The sequence below is a fragment of the Pseudomonas iridis genome, assembly GCF_017980685.1.
GTDB classification, from domain to species: domain Bacteria; phylum Pseudomonadota; class Gammaproteobacteria; order Pseudomonadales; family Pseudomonadaceae; genus Aquipseudomonas; species Aquipseudomonas iridis.
Genome location: NZ_JACXXO010000009.1, coordinates 161,156 through 175,358 on the forward strand (window position 1 = coordinate 161,156; position 14,203 = coordinate 175,358).

General features: G+C 59.5%; 15 protein-coding genes. 11 read left to right on the top strand and 4 right to left on the bottom strand.

Annotated features, from left to right (window positions below; all coding sequences use genetic code 11):
- Nucleotides 1–213: 213 nt before the first annotated feature.
- From IEQ42_RS16675 to IEQ42_RS16690, 4 genes are read left to right on the top strand one after another with little or no spacing between them, the layout of a single operon-like run.
- On the top strand, nt 214–1,140 hold the full coding sequence (locus IEQ42_RS16675; protein ID WP_210704215.1) for a DUF72 domain-containing protein: 927 nt from the start codon (nt 214–216) through the stop codon (nt 1,138–1,140).
- Nucleotides 1,137–1,934, top strand: coding sequence for an endonuclease/exonuclease/phosphatase family protein (locus tag IEQ42_RS16680; protein ID WP_210704216.1), 798 nt, complete (start codon nt 1,137–1,139; stop codon nt 1,932–1,934). Before IEQ42_RS16675 ends, IEQ42_RS16680 begins: the two co-directional genes overlap by 4 nt.
- Nucleotides 1,931–3,205: a cardiolipin synthase ClsB gene (clsB, locus tag IEQ42_RS16685; protein ID WP_042561315.1), complete on the top strand. Its 1,275-nt coding sequence runs from the start codon at nt 1,931–1,933 to the stop codon at nt 3,203–3,205. The genes IEQ42_RS16680 and clsB overlap by 4 nt, the downstream gene beginning before the upstream one ends.
- Nucleotides 3,202–4,188 (top strand): lysylphosphatidylglycerol synthase domain-containing protein, encoded by a 987-nt coding sequence (locus tag IEQ42_RS16690; protein ID WP_210704217.1) that lies wholly within the window; start codon nt 3,202–3,204, stop codon nt 4,186–4,188. The genes clsB and IEQ42_RS16690 overlap by 4 nt, the downstream gene beginning before the upstream one ends.
- Before the next feature lie 111 nt (nt 4,189–4,299).
- Here IEQ42_RS16690 and IEQ42_RS16695 read toward each other — a convergent pair whose 3' ends face one another.
- The 3 genes from IEQ42_RS16695 to IEQ42_RS16705 all read right to left on the bottom strand — a co-directional run bounded on the left by IEQ42_RS16695 (nt 4,300) and on the right by IEQ42_RS16705 (nt 7,440).
- Nucleotides 4,300–5,058, bottom strand: coding sequence for an alpha/beta hydrolase family protein (locus IEQ42_RS16695; RefSeq protein ID WP_042561317.1), 759 nt, complete (start codon nt 5,056–5,058; stop codon nt 4,300–4,302).
- Nucleotides 5,048–6,157 (bottom strand): DUF3182 family protein, encoded by a 1,110-nt coding sequence (locus IEQ42_RS16700; protein WP_210704218.1) that lies wholly within the window; start codon nt 6,155–6,157, stop codon nt 5,048–5,050. The genes IEQ42_RS16695 and IEQ42_RS16700 overlap by 11 nt, the downstream gene beginning before the upstream one ends.
- A gap of 302 nt (nt 6,158–6,459) precedes the next feature.
- Complete coding sequence (locus IEQ42_RS16705; RefSeq protein ID WP_210704219.1) at nt 6,460–7,440, bottom strand: GlxA family transcriptional regulator; 981 nt, start codon at nt 7,438–7,440, stop codon at nt 6,460–6,462.
- Between the two features lie 101 nt (nt 7,441–7,541).
- On the opposite strand from IEQ42_RS16705, the gene IEQ42_RS16710 reads away from it, so the two are divergent.
- The 7 genes from IEQ42_RS16710 to IEQ42_RS16740 all read left to right on the top strand — a co-directional run bounded on the left by IEQ42_RS16710 (nt 7,542) and on the right by IEQ42_RS16740 (nt 12,808).
- Nucleotides 7,542–8,096, top strand: a complete 555-nt coding sequence (locus IEQ42_RS16710) for a cysteine hydrolase family protein (protein ID WP_210704220.1) — start codon at nt 7,542–7,544, stop codon at nt 8,094–8,096.
- A gap of 242 nt (nt 8,097–8,338) precedes the next feature.
- Nucleotides 8,339–8,920 carry a YjfI family protein gene (locus IEQ42_RS16715; protein WP_224787147.1) on the top strand — a complete coding sequence of 194 codons (582 nt, stop codon included), beginning with the start codon at nt 8,339–8,341 and terminating at the stop codon, nt 8,918–8,920.
- 17 nt (nt 8,921–8,937) lie between these two features.
- Nucleotides 8,938–9,636: a PspA/IM30 family protein gene (locus tag IEQ42_RS16720; protein ID WP_042561322.1), complete on the top strand. Its 699-nt coding sequence runs from the start codon at nt 8,938–8,940 to the stop codon at nt 9,634–9,636.
- A 210-nt stretch (nt 9,637–9,846) separates the two neighbouring features.
- Nucleotides 9,847–10,497: a DUF2491 family protein gene (locus IEQ42_RS16725; protein WP_210704222.1), complete on the top strand. Its 651-nt coding sequence runs from the start codon at nt 9,847–9,849 to the stop codon at nt 10,495–10,497.
- 15 nt (nt 10,498–10,512) lie between these two features.
- On the top strand, nt 10,513–10,938 hold the full coding sequence (locus IEQ42_RS16730) for a DUF350 domain-containing protein (protein ID WP_042561324.1): 426 nt from the start codon (nt 10,513–10,515) through the stop codon (nt 10,936–10,938).
- Nucleotides 10,939–10,955: 17 nt separating this feature from the next.
- A complete protein-coding gene (locus tag IEQ42_RS16735; protein ID WP_210704223.1) occupies nt 10,956–11,648 on the top strand; it encodes a DUF1190 domain-containing protein in 693 nt (230 codons plus the stop codon).
- A 2-nt stretch (nt 11,649–11,650) separates the two neighbouring features.
- Entirely contained in the window at nt 11,651–12,808 is a 1,158-nt protein-coding gene (locus IEQ42_RS16740) for a glutathionylspermidine synthase family protein (protein WP_210704224.1), read from the top strand.
- 78 nt (nt 12,809–12,886) lie between these two features.
- On the opposite strand, the gene IEQ42_RS16745 is transcribed toward IEQ42_RS16740, so the two are convergent.
- Nucleotides 12,887–14,092, bottom strand: coding sequence for an acyltransferase family protein (locus tag IEQ42_RS16745; protein WP_210704225.1), 1,206 nt, complete (start codon nt 14,090–14,092; stop codon nt 12,887–12,889).
- Between the last annotated feature and the right edge of the window lie 111 nt (nt 14,093–14,203).

The following is a 14,203-nucleotide window of genomic DNA, read 5'->3' on the forward strand; positions in this document are numbered from 1 at the left end:
CTCAGCGAACTCAGACCTTGAAAACCATGAAGATCAGCTCCCTTCCCCCTCGCCCCCTTGGGGGAGAGGGTTGGGGTGAGGGGGAGCACTTTTGATCTTCGTGCTGAAGGCATATATAGGATCTACCGTCCGTAACACCGCCGAAACTTTCCCGAACCGCCCGCAGTCATCAACAGACAGAGGCTGTACGAGGACTTTCAACGGGAGGGCGGCATGGCAACGATTCACATCGGTATTTCAGGCTGGCACTACGCCCCGTGGCGCGGGGATTTCTACCCCGATGGACTGGCGCAGAAACGCGAATTGCAGTTCGCCTCGCGAGCGGTCAACAGCATAGAGATCAATGGATCGTTCTACGCCCTGCAACGACCCGAGCGCTATGCCCAGTGGTACGCCGAAACGCCAGACGACTTCGTCTTCAGTGTGAAGGCGCCGCGTTTCATCACCCACATCCGCCGCTTGCGCGAGATAGAAAAGCCATTGGCGAATTTCTTCGTCTCAGGTGTGCTGGAGCTCAAGGAAAAGCTGGGGCCGATCCTTTGGCAGTTCCCACCGAACTTCAGATTCGACGCCGAACGTTTCGAGCATTTTCTCGCACTGTTACCCCACGACACCGAAACTGCCGCCGCCCTCGCCCGTCAGCACGACTCGCACCTGCATGGCCACGCCAGCATGAAAGCCTGGCGAAAAAAACCGTTGCGCCATGCTGTCGAAATTCGTCATGACAGCTTCATCGATGTCGACTTCGTGCGCCTGTTGAAACGCCACAACATCGCACTGGTGATTGCCGACACCGGCGGTAAATGGCCGTATCGCGAAGACGTGACCAGTGACTTCGTCTACCTGCGCCTGCACGGTGCCGAGGAACTCTACGCCAGCGGTTACAGCGCGCCGGCGCTCAAGCGTTGGGCGGATCGGATCGAAGCCTGGCACCACGGAAAACAACCGACAGATGCCCATCTGATCGCCCCGCGCCTGAAACCTCGAGTGCGCAAGTCACGCGAAGTGTTCTGCTATTTCGACAACGACATCAAAGTCCGCGCGCCCTACGATGCGCGCAACTTGCTGCAGCGTTTCGACCTCGACCGCGACTTGGCCACCACGCCCGGCGAGCCCGCTGGCGAAGGAGTGCTGGCATGAGTGTTTCAGAGCCGGTCGGTTTCACCGACGAAGGTGCCGAGGTCGAGTCATCCGTGCGCAGCTTCACCGTACTGACGGTCAACACCCACAAGGGCTTCACCGCGCTCAACCGGCGTTTCATCCTGCCGGAACTGCGTGAAGCGGTGCGCAGCGTCGCCGCCGACGTGGTGTTTCTGCAGGAGGTGCACGGTACCCACGAGCACCATCATCAGCGCTACGACAACTGGCCGACGATGCCGCAATACGAATTCCTCGCCGACAGCCTCTGGCCGCAGTTCGCCTACGGGCGCAATGCGGTGTATCCGGAGGGCGATCACGGCAATGCGCTGCTGTCGAAATTCCAGATCATCCGCCACGACAATCTCGACGTTTCCATCAGCGGTCACGAAAACCGTGGCCTGCTGCATTGCGTGCTGCGCCTGCCCGGCGACGGCAAAGAGGTGCATGCGATCTGCGTGCATCTGGGCCTGCGCGAGAGCCATCGCAACGAGCAACTGGGCTTGCTGATGCAACGCCTTGCAGAACTGCCGGACGATGCTCCGGTGATTGTTGCCGGCGACTTCAACGACTGGCGCCAGCGAGCTAATGCGCTGCTCAAACCCTGCGGTCTGCGTGAAGTGTTCGCCGAGCATCACGGCAAACCGGCGCGCAGTTTTCCGGCACGTTTGCCGACGCTGCGCCTCGACCGCATCTATGTACGCAACCTCAAGGCCAGCCAGCCAAAAGTGCTGGCGAACCGGCCTTGGTCACACCTTTCCGACCACGCCCCGTTATCGGTGGAGATCGAACTATGAGCAGCGCACCGATGGAAAAATCCGCTGTGGAACCGATAAGCATCAACCCGCCTGTGCGACAGCCGGGTCAAGTCGATGTCGAGTACCACTGGCAGGGCGGCAACCGCGTGGAATTGCTGGAAAACGGCGAAGAATATTTCCCCCGCGTGTTTGCCGCGATGCGGGCGGCGAAGAGTGAAATCCTGCTGGAGACCTTCATCGTCTTTGAAGACAAGGTTGGCGCCGAATTGCAGGAGATTCTGATCGACGCCGCCAAGCGCGGTGTGCGCACCACTGTCAGCCTCGATGGCTTCGGTTGCGGCGAGTTAACCACCGGTTATCTCTCGGCCCTCAGCGATGCCGGCGTGCATCTGCAAATCTTCGACCCGGCCCCTAAACACCTCGGAGTTCGCACCAACTGGTTCCGTCGTTTGCACCGCAAAATCGTTGTAGTCGACGGCTTGGTTGCGTTCATCGGCGGGATCAATTTTTCCGGTGATCACCTCGCCGATTTTGGCCCTGAAGCCAAGCAGGATTACTCGGTGCAAGTGCAGGGTCCGGCGGTGGCCGACATCCATCATTTTGCCCTGCTGCAAAGCGGTCGCCCGGGCCGGGCCAGGTTTTGGTGGCAACGTCGCCGCCAGCGCCGCGCAGAGATGGCTTTCACCGATCACGACGGCCAGGTGCGCCTGGTGTTTCGCGATAACGACCAGCACAGCACCGATATCGAAGATGTGTACATGCAGGTGCTGCGCCGCGCCAAACATCGCGTGGTCATCGCCAACGCTTACTTTTTCCCCGGCTATCGCTTGCTGCGCGAGATACGTAATGCTGCGCGGCGCGGGGTTGATGTCAGGCTGATTCTTCAGGGCCAGCCAGACATGCTAGTGGCCAAACTCGCGGCGCGGATGACCTATGACTATCTGCTCAGGGCCGGCGTGCAAATTCACGAATATTGCCAGCGCCCGCTGCACGGCAAAGTCGCGCTGGTAGACGAAGAATGGAGCACCGTCGGCTCGAGCAATCTCGACCCGCTGAGCCTGTCGCTGAACCTGGAAGCCAACGTGTTGATCCGCGACCGCGCGTTCAATCAGATGCTGTTCGAGCGTCTCGAAGACCTCAGCCAAAACCACTGCAAAGCCATGGATGCCGCCAAGTCGCCGCGCGGACGCATCTGGCACATGACCGTGGGCTTTCTGGTATTCCACTTCCTGCGGCACTTTCCGGCAATGGCCGGCTGGTTGCCCGCGCACAAACCCCGGCTCAAGCCATTTCGAGGTGATCGCTCATGAGCCATTCCGACGCGCCATCCGCCAGCCATTCGGCGCCAGCAACCCACTCGCGCTGGAGCAAATGGAAACGTCCGCTGACGGTGGTGTTCTTTCTCGCGCTGATCGTGCTGTTGACGATGTTCGCCACACGCATCGAATGGGCCGAGGTGCTGCAAACCCTCGCCGACTTCAAGGTGCGCACGCTGATCATCGCCGCCAGCATCACCCTCGTGAGTTTTCTGACCTACGCCAGCTTCGACCTGATCGGCCGCACTTACATTCGCCAGGACCTGACCTGGAAACAGATTCTGCCGGTGGGCATCATCAGCTACGCGTTCAACCTCAACCTCAGCGCCTGGGTTGGCGGGATCGCCATGCGTTATCGCCTGTATTCGCGGCTCGGCGTCAGCAAAAGCAACATCGCCAAGATTCTTGGCCTGAGCCTGGCGACCAATTGGTTCGGCTACATGACCATTGCCGGCGTGGTGTTCAGCAGCGGACTGGTGAGCATGCCGCCGGGCTGGAAAATCAGCAGCACGGCGTTGCAGGGTATCGGCGTGTTGTTGCTGTTGATCAGCGCCGGGTATCTCGCGGCGTGCCAGTTCTCCAAGCGCCGCGAGTGGTCGATTCGCGGGGTGGAGATCAACTTGCCATCGCTGCGCATGGCAGTGCTGCAACTGCTGCTCGGCGCGCTGAACTGGTCGCTGATGGCCGCAGTGATCTTCACACTGCTGCCGAGCAAACTGGATTATCCGTTAGTGCTTGGCGTGCTGTTGATCAGTGCGATTGCCGGGGTCATCACGCACATTCCGGCGGGGCTCGGGGTGCTGGAAGCCGTGTTCGTGGCGCTGCTGCAACACGAGGCCTCGCGAGGCAGTCTGGTGGCGGGGTTGCTGGCGTATCGAGCGATTTACTTCCTGTTGCCGCTGCTGATTACGCTGGTGATGTACCTGGTTGTTGAGGCGAAGGCCAAGTCGCTGCGGATCCAGAAAGCACCGTCCTGATTCTGTTTTGCGACTGCCGGCCTCTTCGCGAGCAGGCTCGCTCCCACATTTGAAATGCGCCCCCTGTGGGAGCGAGCCTGCTCGCGAAGGCGTCCGAGAGAACACTACAGTCTATGAAGACTGAATAATGCTCAACCGCTCGCCTACGACCATTTCGGTAATCCAGTCCACCAGAATCGACGTGTACGCCTGCTGAGAAACCGGCTCGCTCAACGCATGATCCGCGCCATCAATGATCCGGTGCGTCAGCGAATGCGTTTGCTGACACGCGGCGCGGTAACTCATGATCGTCGCGTGCGGCACGAAATCGTCAGTTTCCGATTCCACCAGCAACACATCCCCAGTGAATTGCGAGCACGCATGCAGTGCACGGTTGTTGTCGGCGCGAACCAGTGCGCCGCGATAATCGCGCAGGTCAGCCTTGTCCAGATCGCGTTTTGGCGTGTGCCATTGCTCATCGCGGTACAGCGCCGGCACCCGTAGCGCCAGCCAGCGCACCGGGCGCAACGAGGTAAGGATCGACGCGAGGTAGCCGCCGTAACTGGTGCCAACCACGGCGATGGCCGATGTGTCGAGCGCCGGGTGGGAGAGCAAGCGATCGTACGCCGCCAGCAGATCGCGCAGATTATCTTCGCGGGTAACCCGACTCAGCGAAATTCCGCTGCCGCCAGTGTGGCCGCGCAAGTCAAAGGTCAGACACACACAACCTAGGCCGGCGATCCCTTTCGCCCGTTCAAGATCACGCTCCTGACTGCCGCCCCAACCGTGGACAAACAACACCCCCGGCACCTTCGATTTAGGACTGAGAAACGTCCCGCTCATTTGTTCATCATCAATGTCGATTTGAATGCTTTCGCTTCTAGCCGTCATAAGATTTGACCATTACGTATTTGAGGAGAAATTCGCTGTTCTCAGCCGGGCCGCGATACACCTCGATGGCGTCCGCCGGCAGCGGCTGATCAATATAGGTTTCCACTGAAGATACGCGGATTGCGCGCATTGCGGGGTCGTTGACGAAACTTTGCAGTGCCGCCACTTCTGCGCTGCTGGCGCCGCCCATGCGCCAGGATTGTTCCAGTACGCCGCTGCGGGTTTTGCCGCTGCTGTCCAACCCTTGGGCGATGTCGTAGTTGCGGCGCGACGCGTAGAAACGCGGATAAGCCTCATCCGCGGCGCTGTCGAACACTTGCGCCTGCTCGATGGCCAGACGCACGTCATCGGGCAATTCCAGCGCCAGCAAATCCTCATAGCCGCCCTGCACCACCAGCAAATTCGAGCCGCCGTAGACGTCTTCGCCATGAGCATCTTTGGTCAAGTATTGATCACCGCAGTAACTCAGCACGCTGTCGCCAATGAATGACTGACCGACGCTATGGGTGATGACCTCGCTCAGATCTTGCTCCAGCACGACGCCTTCGCTGAACAGTTCGTGTGCTTCAGGTCGGGTAAGAATTTCATCGAAGGCGTCGAGGCTTTTGATGACTTCCTGACCGCGACCGGCGCAAGCGTGAATCGGCTTCAGACGGATCGGCCCGCTGTACAACAAATGCTCGGCGGCAGGCCGCGCATCTTCGAAGGCGAACACGCTGAGACCGTCAAGCACCACGCTGCGCACGCGTTCAGAGAACAGCGGCGACCAGCCTTGCGGCGCGTGGGCCAGATGACTGCGCAGGCCATGGCTGATGGCTTTGGTACAGATGAAGTCGTATTCGACATAGCCGCCCCACAAGTCATCGGGACCTTTTACCCCAAGTGCCTGGGCGCTGGCGGCGCCGACAAGGGTTTGCGTCGGCAACAGATACAGGTCACTGCCGCGATGTTTCGCGGGGTCATAAGTGCCGCCGAATTTTAACCCGAGAATCTGCGCCAGCCAGCGCGCCAGGGCCTTGTTGGTTTCCACCTCGTGCCGCGGCGCTTCGGCGCGAACGGAGTGGGCAACCACGATTTTCTTGCGGGGTGTCGGGGTCATGCGTCCCCCTTCAGGCAGGCTAATGAATGTAGACAGGAAAGGTGCAGAGATCAGGCCAACGGTAACCCGGTGAAAAGCGCCGGTTAATCAACTGCTTGGCGAGACCGTAATGGCACCGAGCCTGTTTCAATCTGCACGACGACTCACTAATCCCCGGCAAATTGCACGATCCAACGCGTCACAGATAACCCTGTGGGAGATGGCTTGCCAGCGATAGCGCTGTGGATCAGCCACCGACTTGGCCAATTGCAAGACCGAATCGCCGGCAAGCCCGCTCCCACAGGAGTTAAGACAGTCTCTGATCAACCGGCTAAACCAAACCGCCCCCGATACTCGCTCGGCGCCAGCCCGGTGATCTTCTTGAAAATCGCGCGAAATGCCCCCGGATCCTGATAGCCCACCGTCCACGCAATATGGTCGATCGTGCCATTGGTGAACTCGAGCATCTCCCGCGCTTTGCCCACCCGCAGGTGCTGGCAATATTCGGTCGGCTTCAACCCGGTCGCCGCACGAAACCGACGTAGAAACGTGCGCTCCTCCAGCCCTGCCCGTTCGGCCATCGCGGTCAGCGAAACATCCGTCGCGCCGGTGCCTTGCAACCAGTGCTGCACCTTGAGAATCGCTACATCGCCATGACTGAGGATCGGCGCGAAATTACTTCCGCACTCGCTGGCGCTGTCGCTGTGCTCCACCACCAGAAACCGTGCCGTGGCGGTGGCGATACTAGGCCCGAGCAGACGATCGACAAGCCGCAACCCCAGCTCCGACCACGCCATCAAACCGGCCGTGGTGATCAGGTCGCCGTCATCGACAATCGGTGTGTCGGCCTTGAGCATGATCTTCGGATAACGCTCGGCGAATGCCTTGGTCGAGGTCCAGTGGGTGGTAGCGCTGCGGCCGTCGAGCAGACCGCTTTCGGCGAGCATCAGTGAGCCTACGCAAACCCCGCCGAGCGTCGCACCACGGGCGTGTTGCTCGCGCAGCCACGGTGCCAGAGCGGCGGGCATTTGTGACGCAGAAAATCCGCCGATCGAGGGCGGTATCAGCACCGCCAGCAAATGACTTTCGGTGCCGGGAAGACTGTCGTAAACCCGCGCCGGTGGCTGATCACCTTCGACCTGCCAATGACTGACGCGCAACAGCGGCAATTGCGCAGCCTGATGCTCGCCAGCGATCCGGTTGGACACCGCGAACAGATCAGTCAAACCATGCACCGCCGCCATCTGCGCGCCGGGATAAATCAGCACGCCCAATTCAGCCACGGCGGCCCTTTCTGCGCCCATTGTCAGTTTTCCCCTGTCTATTGTCGGTGCGGCCAATCCTCGAATCACCGGCCAGCGCCAATACTGAAGCCACATTCAACCAATACTTCAAGGACACACCCATGGCCAAGCAAGCGCTCATCGTAGTCGATATCCAGAACGACTACTTCCCCCAAGGCAAGTGGCCGCTGGTCGGTGCCGACGCCGCTGCCGACAACGCCGTCCAACTGATCGCCGCGTTCCGTGATGCGGGGGATTCGGTGATCCATATCCGCCACGAATTCACCTCCCCCGAGGCCCCGTTTTTTACGCCAGGTTCCGACGGCGCGAAGCTGCATCCGAAAGTACTCAACCGCGCCGACGAATCCGTGGTGCTCAAGCATTTCGTCAACTCGTTCCGCGAAACCGAACTGCAATCGATTCTGGAAGAACAAGGCATCAAGGAATTGGTGGTGGTCGGCAGCATGAGTCACATGTGCGTGGACGGCATCACCCGTGCCGCGGCCGATATGGGTTACAGCGTCACGGTGATCCACGACGCCTGCGCCAGCCGTGATCTGGAGTTCAACGGTCTCACCGTACCGGCGGCGCACGTCCACGCCGCGTTCATGTCGGCGCTGGGATTTGCGTACGCCAGTGTGGTGTCGACCGACGAATTCCTCGCCGCCAATCGCTAAAGCCCTGCCGCGCGATACTTTCTGAACAACAAGGCCCGCCTCGCTGCGGGCCTTTTTTCGCTTGTCATGAAAATCTCACGCGTGAGTCATTGATGGCATTTTGGATTGGTTGTAGTGTGTCTCACGCGTGAGACATTCATAACCGAGTCACTGCCATGAAAAGCCGCTCCCCCACTATTGCATCAGAACGCCCAAAGGGAGAGCGCTCGAAACCGTCCGCAAAAAAACCGTCGAGTTTCTACATGAAGCAGATGCGCGCGGGCCTGGCTGCCGCCGGTTATGTGAAACACGAAACTTGGGTGCTTCCCGAAAACCGAAGCTTGCTCAAGCAGATGGAGCAACAGCTACGCCAACCGATTCTGGCTGGCTCATTCATGTCGGAGAATTACATGAGCGCAGGCAACAACTGGAACATCGATAGCCTCTTCAACGCCCTCAAGGCACTGGACGAGGTGGCTTCGCAAGAGATCACGCTGTCTCTGATCCAGAGCTCCGAGCCCAGCATCAAGCTGGAAATGAACGATTTCGGCGGCCTGCCGATTCACATCGCCCTGGCCGGTCAGCAGATCATCGTCGACACCGTGCTGGTGGACATCGATTCGATCACTGACGTCCATGCCTTCAACGACGCCGTATTGCGCAGCCGGGAAATGTTCCCGCTGTCGTCGATCGGTATCGAGTCGATGCCTAACGGCCAGACCGTTTACAACATGTTTGGCGCACTGAGCGCCGACTCGAGCCTGACCAACGTGGTCACCGAGGTGAAAACCCTGGTCGACAACGTGCAGCGCGCGAGCGAAGCCTTCGAACACTTCTTCAAGTAATCAACAGGGAATATCCAATGACTCAGTCCATCTGGAGCAAGTTGTTCACCGCACTGCGCGGCGGCGCCAGTGAAGTCGGCGAAAGCATCGTCGACCAACAGGCCTTGCGCATCCTCGATCAGGAAATCCGCGACGCCGATACCGCGCTGTCGAACGCCCGTCGTGAACTGGTCACCATCATGGCCAAACACAAACTGGCTGCTGACCGCGTGAGCGAGTACGACGCTAAGATCAAGGACCTGGAAGCCAAGGCTGTCTCGGCCCTGAACGCCGGCCGTGAAGACCTGGCACTGGAAGTGGCCGAAGCGATTTCGACCCTGACCAACGACCTGGATGTCGAGAAGAAACAAAGCGACGAGTTCGGCACCTACGCCGCCAACATGCGCAAAGACATCAACAAGGCCGAATCGCGGATCAAAAGCCTGCGCCAGCAAGTGGACATGGCCAAGGCCCGTGACAGCGTGCAGAAAGCCCAGGTCAGCGCGTCCATAGCCAGCGGCGGTGCCAACGGCAAACTGGAAACCGCAGTCGGCACTTTGAACCGCCTGCAAGCCAAACAGCAGCAGCGTGCTGCCGAACTGAGCGCTGCGGACGAACTGGCTGATGCCGCGACCGGCAACGATCTGGACCGCAAACTGCGCGACGCCGGTATCACGCCGAACGAGGGCAGCGCCAATGCGATCCTCGAGCGCCTGAAGCAGAAATCCGCTCAGTAAAAACTGCGCCAAACCTGTGGGAGCGAGCCTGCTCGCGAAAGCGGTGTACCCGTCGACATCCATGTTGACTGACACGCACCATTCGCGAGCAGGCTCGCTCCCACATGGTTTATCGGCTTCAAATCCTTCTGCTCGTTCACCACGCAGCCCGGTACACTAGCGACGTTTTTTTGCCAACGAACACCTCCACCCGCTTCAAGGAACGTACCCATGGGATGGTTTAAAGATTTGCTGGGCACCAGCAACTGGCAGACCGCTGCGCCAACGCCAACCGTTGCCAGCGGCCCACTCGGCATGGCGCAAGGCAAGGGTGTCAGGTTCGATTCCACCCTTTCGTTGCTGCTCGACGGTTCGACTTCGGTGCGTGTGCCCTTCGATCAGGCGGTCTGGAGCGCAGGCTGGGTCGATCTTGGCCAGTCCAACAAACTGCACCGCTATTACATGAACGACGAGGATTTCTGGGTGCAGATCCACGTCACCGGCGATGACCAGATCGAATCCGTCACGCTGTTCAACTACCTCACGTACGTGACCGTCAAAAGCGATGCCGAACTGCAGCGCCTGGCCGGCCCCAACAGCCTGATTGGCCTGCCGACCTACACCCACGAAGGCGTCGAATACACCCGCGAGTGGGGCACCGAACAAGGCCAGACCGAACTGGTGCCGATGACCGAACACGTGGTCAATGTGGACGAAAGCTACACCATCAACCACCACTCGATGCTTTACGCACGCGAGACCGGCCTGACCGATCGCCGCGAACTGTTGCTGTTCTCCGTCGAACAGGATGAAGAAGGCACCGTCAGTCTGAGCACCTCGCTGGGCATCTCGTTGTACACGACTGACCTGAGCACCATTTAAATAAGGAAGTTTTCCATGCTGGAAGTGCTGGCCGTATCCCTTAACAAGACCGCGTTGACCGGTTTCATCGTCTACCTGATCGGCGCCGTGCTGCTGTTCATGCTGTTTCAATTCGTCTACACCCGCGTCACTCCGCACAAAGAGTTCGAGCTGATTCGTTCAGGCAACGCGGCCGCTGCCGTCGCGCTGGCCGGTGCAATCATCGGTTTCGCCATTCCCGCCAGCAACGTGATTGCCTTCTCGGTCAACGTTGTCGACTTCGTGGTTTGGGCGGTGATCGCCGCAGTGGTGCAACTGCTGGCGTTCCTTGGCACGACCCTGGTGCTCAAAGGTACTTCGCAGCGCATCGCCAACGGTGAAATGGCCGCTGGCATCTACGTCGCCGCCGTGGCGATTAGCGTTGGCATGCTCAACGCTGCGTGCATGACGCCGTCCAACTGATCGGCAGGAAGCCTGAGATGAAACGAAGTAAATACGTTCAGTTGTCCCTCGCAGCATCGGTGGCCATGGCCATCTCTGGCGAAGCGGCGGCAGTCGATCAGCCCCGCAACTTCCAGAGCGTGGAACAGTGCGTCGATGCCGAAGTCGCCGCTGATGTTTGCTCGAATGCTTACGTTGCGGCCCTGACCGAGCACCGACGCATCGCTCCGGCGTACGACGACAAAGCCAAATGCGATGCGGATTTTGCCGCCGACTGGTGTCAGAAAAATTCCGATGGCCGCTTCGTGCCGAAACTCGGTGGCTTCAAAGTGCCGCAGCCCGGTGAAGCCGCGCAAAATCTTGATGCCATCGCCGACGCGCAGATGCCGGCGGGTGACACAACATCCAGCAACGCGACCCAGAGCACCTCGCACTACTCCGGTGGTGGCGGCGGCAATGGCATGTTGACCGGATGGCTGATCGGCAATGCGATGAGCAACAATTCCAACCGCACGGTTTACCGCGACCGCGATACACGCCAGACCTACAACACTTCGACGCAGTACCGCAAAATCGAATCGGCACCGCGCAGCCAACCGGACTACGAGAGCACCAGAAGCAAACCGGTGAACGTCGCCTCCTCGACTTCCCGTGGCGGCTTCGGCAGCCAGTCCAGCGCGCGCAGCGGTTGGGGTGGCTGGGGTAGCAGTTCCGGTCGTTCGAGCAGCTGACCATGAAAAAGATCCACTGCGCCGAGCGCCCCGACTGGAAACAGACAGCCGAGCGCCTCGGCTTCATGTTCCACACCATCGACGACGAGCCCTACTGGGACGAAAGCGCGTACTACCAGTTCACGCTCGCGCAGATCGAAAATGATCTGGAAGACCCGACCACCGAACTGCACGAGATGTGCATGGACCTGGTCGACCGCGTAGTGCGCAGTGAAGAGTTGCTTGATCGACTGAGCATCCCGCCTGCGTACTACGACATGATCCGCACGTCCTGGCTGGAAGGTCATCCGCATCTGTACGGACGCATGGACTTTTCCTACAGCGGCAACGGTCCGGCAAAACTGCTGGAGCTCAACTACGACACCCCAACCAGCCTCTACGAAGCAGCGGCGTTCCAGTGGGGCTGGCTGGAGCAATGCATCGAGCGCGGCACGCTGCCGAGCCAGGCCGACCAGTTCAACAGCATCGACACCAAACTGCATCAAGCCTTCGCCGAGTTGCAGCTCAAGCGGCCGTTCTACTTCTCCTCGATGAAAGACTCGGTTGAAGACAAGGGCACCACGGACTACCTGCGCCTGATCGCGGAAAAAGTCGGCATCGAATCACGGCACATCGACATCGAGGACATTGGCCTCAGTGCCGACGGCCGTTTCGTCGACCTGCAGGATCGCTGGATCCCGCACCTGTTCAAGTTGCACGCCTGGGAGTTCATCTTCCACGAGCCGTTCGGCGCGGCAATTGCCGCGTGCGATACGCAGTTTTTCGAGCCGGCGTGGAAGGCGATCCTGTCGAACAAAGGCGCGTTGCCGTTGCTGTGGGAGTTGCACGAGGGCCATCCGAATCTGCTCGCGGCACACCTCGATCCGAATCCGGCCAGCGCCGTGCCCAAGGGCTGGGTGCGCAAGCCGTACTTTTCCCGGGAAGGCGCCAACATCGAGCTGCAAACCGCGGACGGCTTGATCGTCAAAGAAGACGGGCCTTACACCGATGCACCGTTCATCCTGCAGGAGTTTGCGCCGTTGCCGAAGTTTGACGACAGCTACACGCTGATCGGCTCCTGGGTAATTGGTGATCAAGCGGCGGGGATTGGTGTACGTGAGGACAACAGTCTGATTACCAAGGATTCGAGTCGGTTCTTGCCGCACCTGATCCTGGACTGAGCCGTTAAAAGCGCAAATTTTCAGCAACAAAAAACCCGTAGCGTGAAAGCGCTACGGGTTTTTTGTTTCTGGCCCCGGTTATGAAAGCTCGGTAGAGCGAGCCGGCGTATCCGCCAGAGGCTTTTCTTTGGGCGCCTCGTGGGTGCCGATGCCGGCCATTCTGCGGCGCGAGATTTCCGCCCCCCGACGGCGCAGTGGCGTCTCGACAAAGCGGTAGTTCAACTCACTGCACACGGCCATGATCGCCAATGCGGTGAGCACCATTTGCACCGTGAACTCTGGGCCCAGCGCTACGCCCCGCTCGCTGGCCACGCGGCTCCAGATTTCAGTGCTCAAGTGGTAGGCGAACATATGGATGACGTACAACGCATAGGAGCGCGACCCCAGCCATTGTCCGAACCCGCTCAACATCGCCGGGCAGTAAATGTAGCCTTTTTGATAACTGGAGAGCCAGACCAGGATCAATGCATTCAGCGCAATCAGCCCGACCGCGATCGGCATCGAGATCATCTGGCCGGCAATGGCGCCGAGCATGTAAAACAGAAACAGCGTGATGCCCAGTCGCTTGAACAGGCTGTCGCCCAGCGCCACAGGCTCGATTTGCTTGTACAAGGACGTGCGCGTGAACAGGCACAACAGAATGCCCCACATCATCGCGTCCAGCCGGAACGAGAAAAGCATCGGGGCGGGTGGCGCGCCAAAGCCATTGCGATCCAGAGGAAACTGCACGGCAATCAGCGCGATCAAGGCGATTACCCGCCAGCGCGTAGAGGTGATCAGCAACAGGAACAGCGGGAAGATAAAGTAGAACTGCTCTTCCAGCGCCAGGCTCCAGTACACCGAATTCGGCCCCAGCAGCACGCCATACTGGTTCGCCAGATTGCCCGAGAATGTAGCGACTGCGGTAAAGCTGCGCAGGTTCTCGAACCACGACTGGAATGCATTCGACTGGTTGAAGAAGATCGAGAACGCCAGCGGTATCAGCACCCATAGCCACGCGGTGGGCAGCAGACGATAAGCGCGACGGATCCAGAAAGAAGTAGCAGCGACGCCGAACCGGTTCTGTTCGCGATTCTTGTCGAAGTAATCGAGATAGGCCTTGCTGACCACGTAACCGGAAATACAGAAAAACAGATCCACCCCTGACCAGGGTGAGTACACATTCAGCAAACTCCCAAAGAACCCCGCATGGAACGGCAACATCAGAGTGATGTGAGCCAAAACCGTCATCAGGATCGCCACGCCGCGCAGGTACTCGATTTCCTTGTTCTTGCTACTGCTCATGGGTTTCTCTTGTTGTTATGGAACAGCCCCTACACCGGGGGACCTGTTCTTGCAGAAAATCGACTGGATCGCCAGTCGCCGGGACGGATCATGGATCGGCTTGGCCCTGCC

What these genes read in the sequence shown, in the direction of transcription:
- IEQ42_RS16675 (WP_210704215.1), top strand. Translation starts at nt 214, where the DNA reads ATGGCAACGATTCACATCGGTATTTCAGGCTGGCACTACGCCCCGTGG.
- IEQ42_RS16680 (WP_210704216.1), top strand. Translation starts at nt 1,137, where the DNA reads ATGAGTGTTTCAGAGCCGGTCGGTTTCACCGACGAAGGTGCCGAGGTC.
- clsB (WP_042561315.1), top strand. Translation starts at nt 1,931, where the DNA reads ATGAGCAGCGCACCGATGGAAAAATCCGCTGTGGAACCGATAAGCATC.
- IEQ42_RS16690 (WP_210704217.1), top strand. Translation starts at nt 3,202, where the DNA reads ATGAGCCATTCCGACGCGCCATCCGCCAGCCATTCGGCGCCAGCAACC.
- IEQ42_RS16695 (WP_042561317.1), bottom strand. Translation starts at nt 5,058, where the DNA reads ATGACGGCTAGAAGCGAAAGCATTCAAATCGACATTGATGATGAACAA.
- IEQ42_RS16700 (WP_210704218.1), bottom strand. Translation starts at nt 6,157, where the DNA reads ATGACCCCGACACCCCGCAAGAAAATCGTGGTTGCCCACTCCGTTCGC.
- IEQ42_RS16705 (WP_210704219.1), bottom strand. Translation starts at nt 7,440, where the DNA reads ATGGGCGCAGAAAGGGCCGCCGTGGCTGAATTGGGCGTGCTGATTTAT.
- IEQ42_RS16710 (WP_210704220.1), top strand. Translation starts at nt 7,542, where the DNA reads ATGGCCAAGCAAGCGCTCATCGTAGTCGATATCCAGAACGACTACTTC.
- IEQ42_RS16715 (WP_224787147.1), top strand. Translation starts at nt 8,339, where the DNA reads ATGAAGCAGATGCGCGCGGGCCTGGCTGCCGCCGGTTATGTGAAACAC.
- IEQ42_RS16720 (WP_042561322.1), top strand. Translation starts at nt 8,938, where the DNA reads ATGACTCAGTCCATCTGGAGCAAGTTGTTCACCGCACTGCGCGGCGGC.
- IEQ42_RS16725 (WP_210704222.1), top strand. Translation starts at nt 9,847, where the DNA reads ATGGGATGGTTTAAAGATTTGCTGGGCACCAGCAACTGGCAGACCGCT.
- IEQ42_RS16730 (WP_042561324.1), top strand. Translation starts at nt 10,513, where the DNA reads ATGCTGGAAGTGCTGGCCGTATCCCTTAACAAGACCGCGTTGACCGGT.
- IEQ42_RS16735 (WP_210704223.1), top strand. Translation starts at nt 10,956, where the DNA reads ATGAAACGAAGTAAATACGTTCAGTTGTCCCTCGCAGCATCGGTGGCC.
- IEQ42_RS16740 (WP_210704224.1), top strand. Translation starts at nt 11,651, where the DNA reads ATGAAAAAGATCCACTGCGCCGAGCGCCCCGACTGGAAACAGACAGCC.
- IEQ42_RS16745 (WP_210704225.1), bottom strand. Translation starts at nt 14,092, where the DNA reads ATGAGCAGTAGCAAGAACAAGGAAATCGAGTACCTGCGCGGCGTGGCG.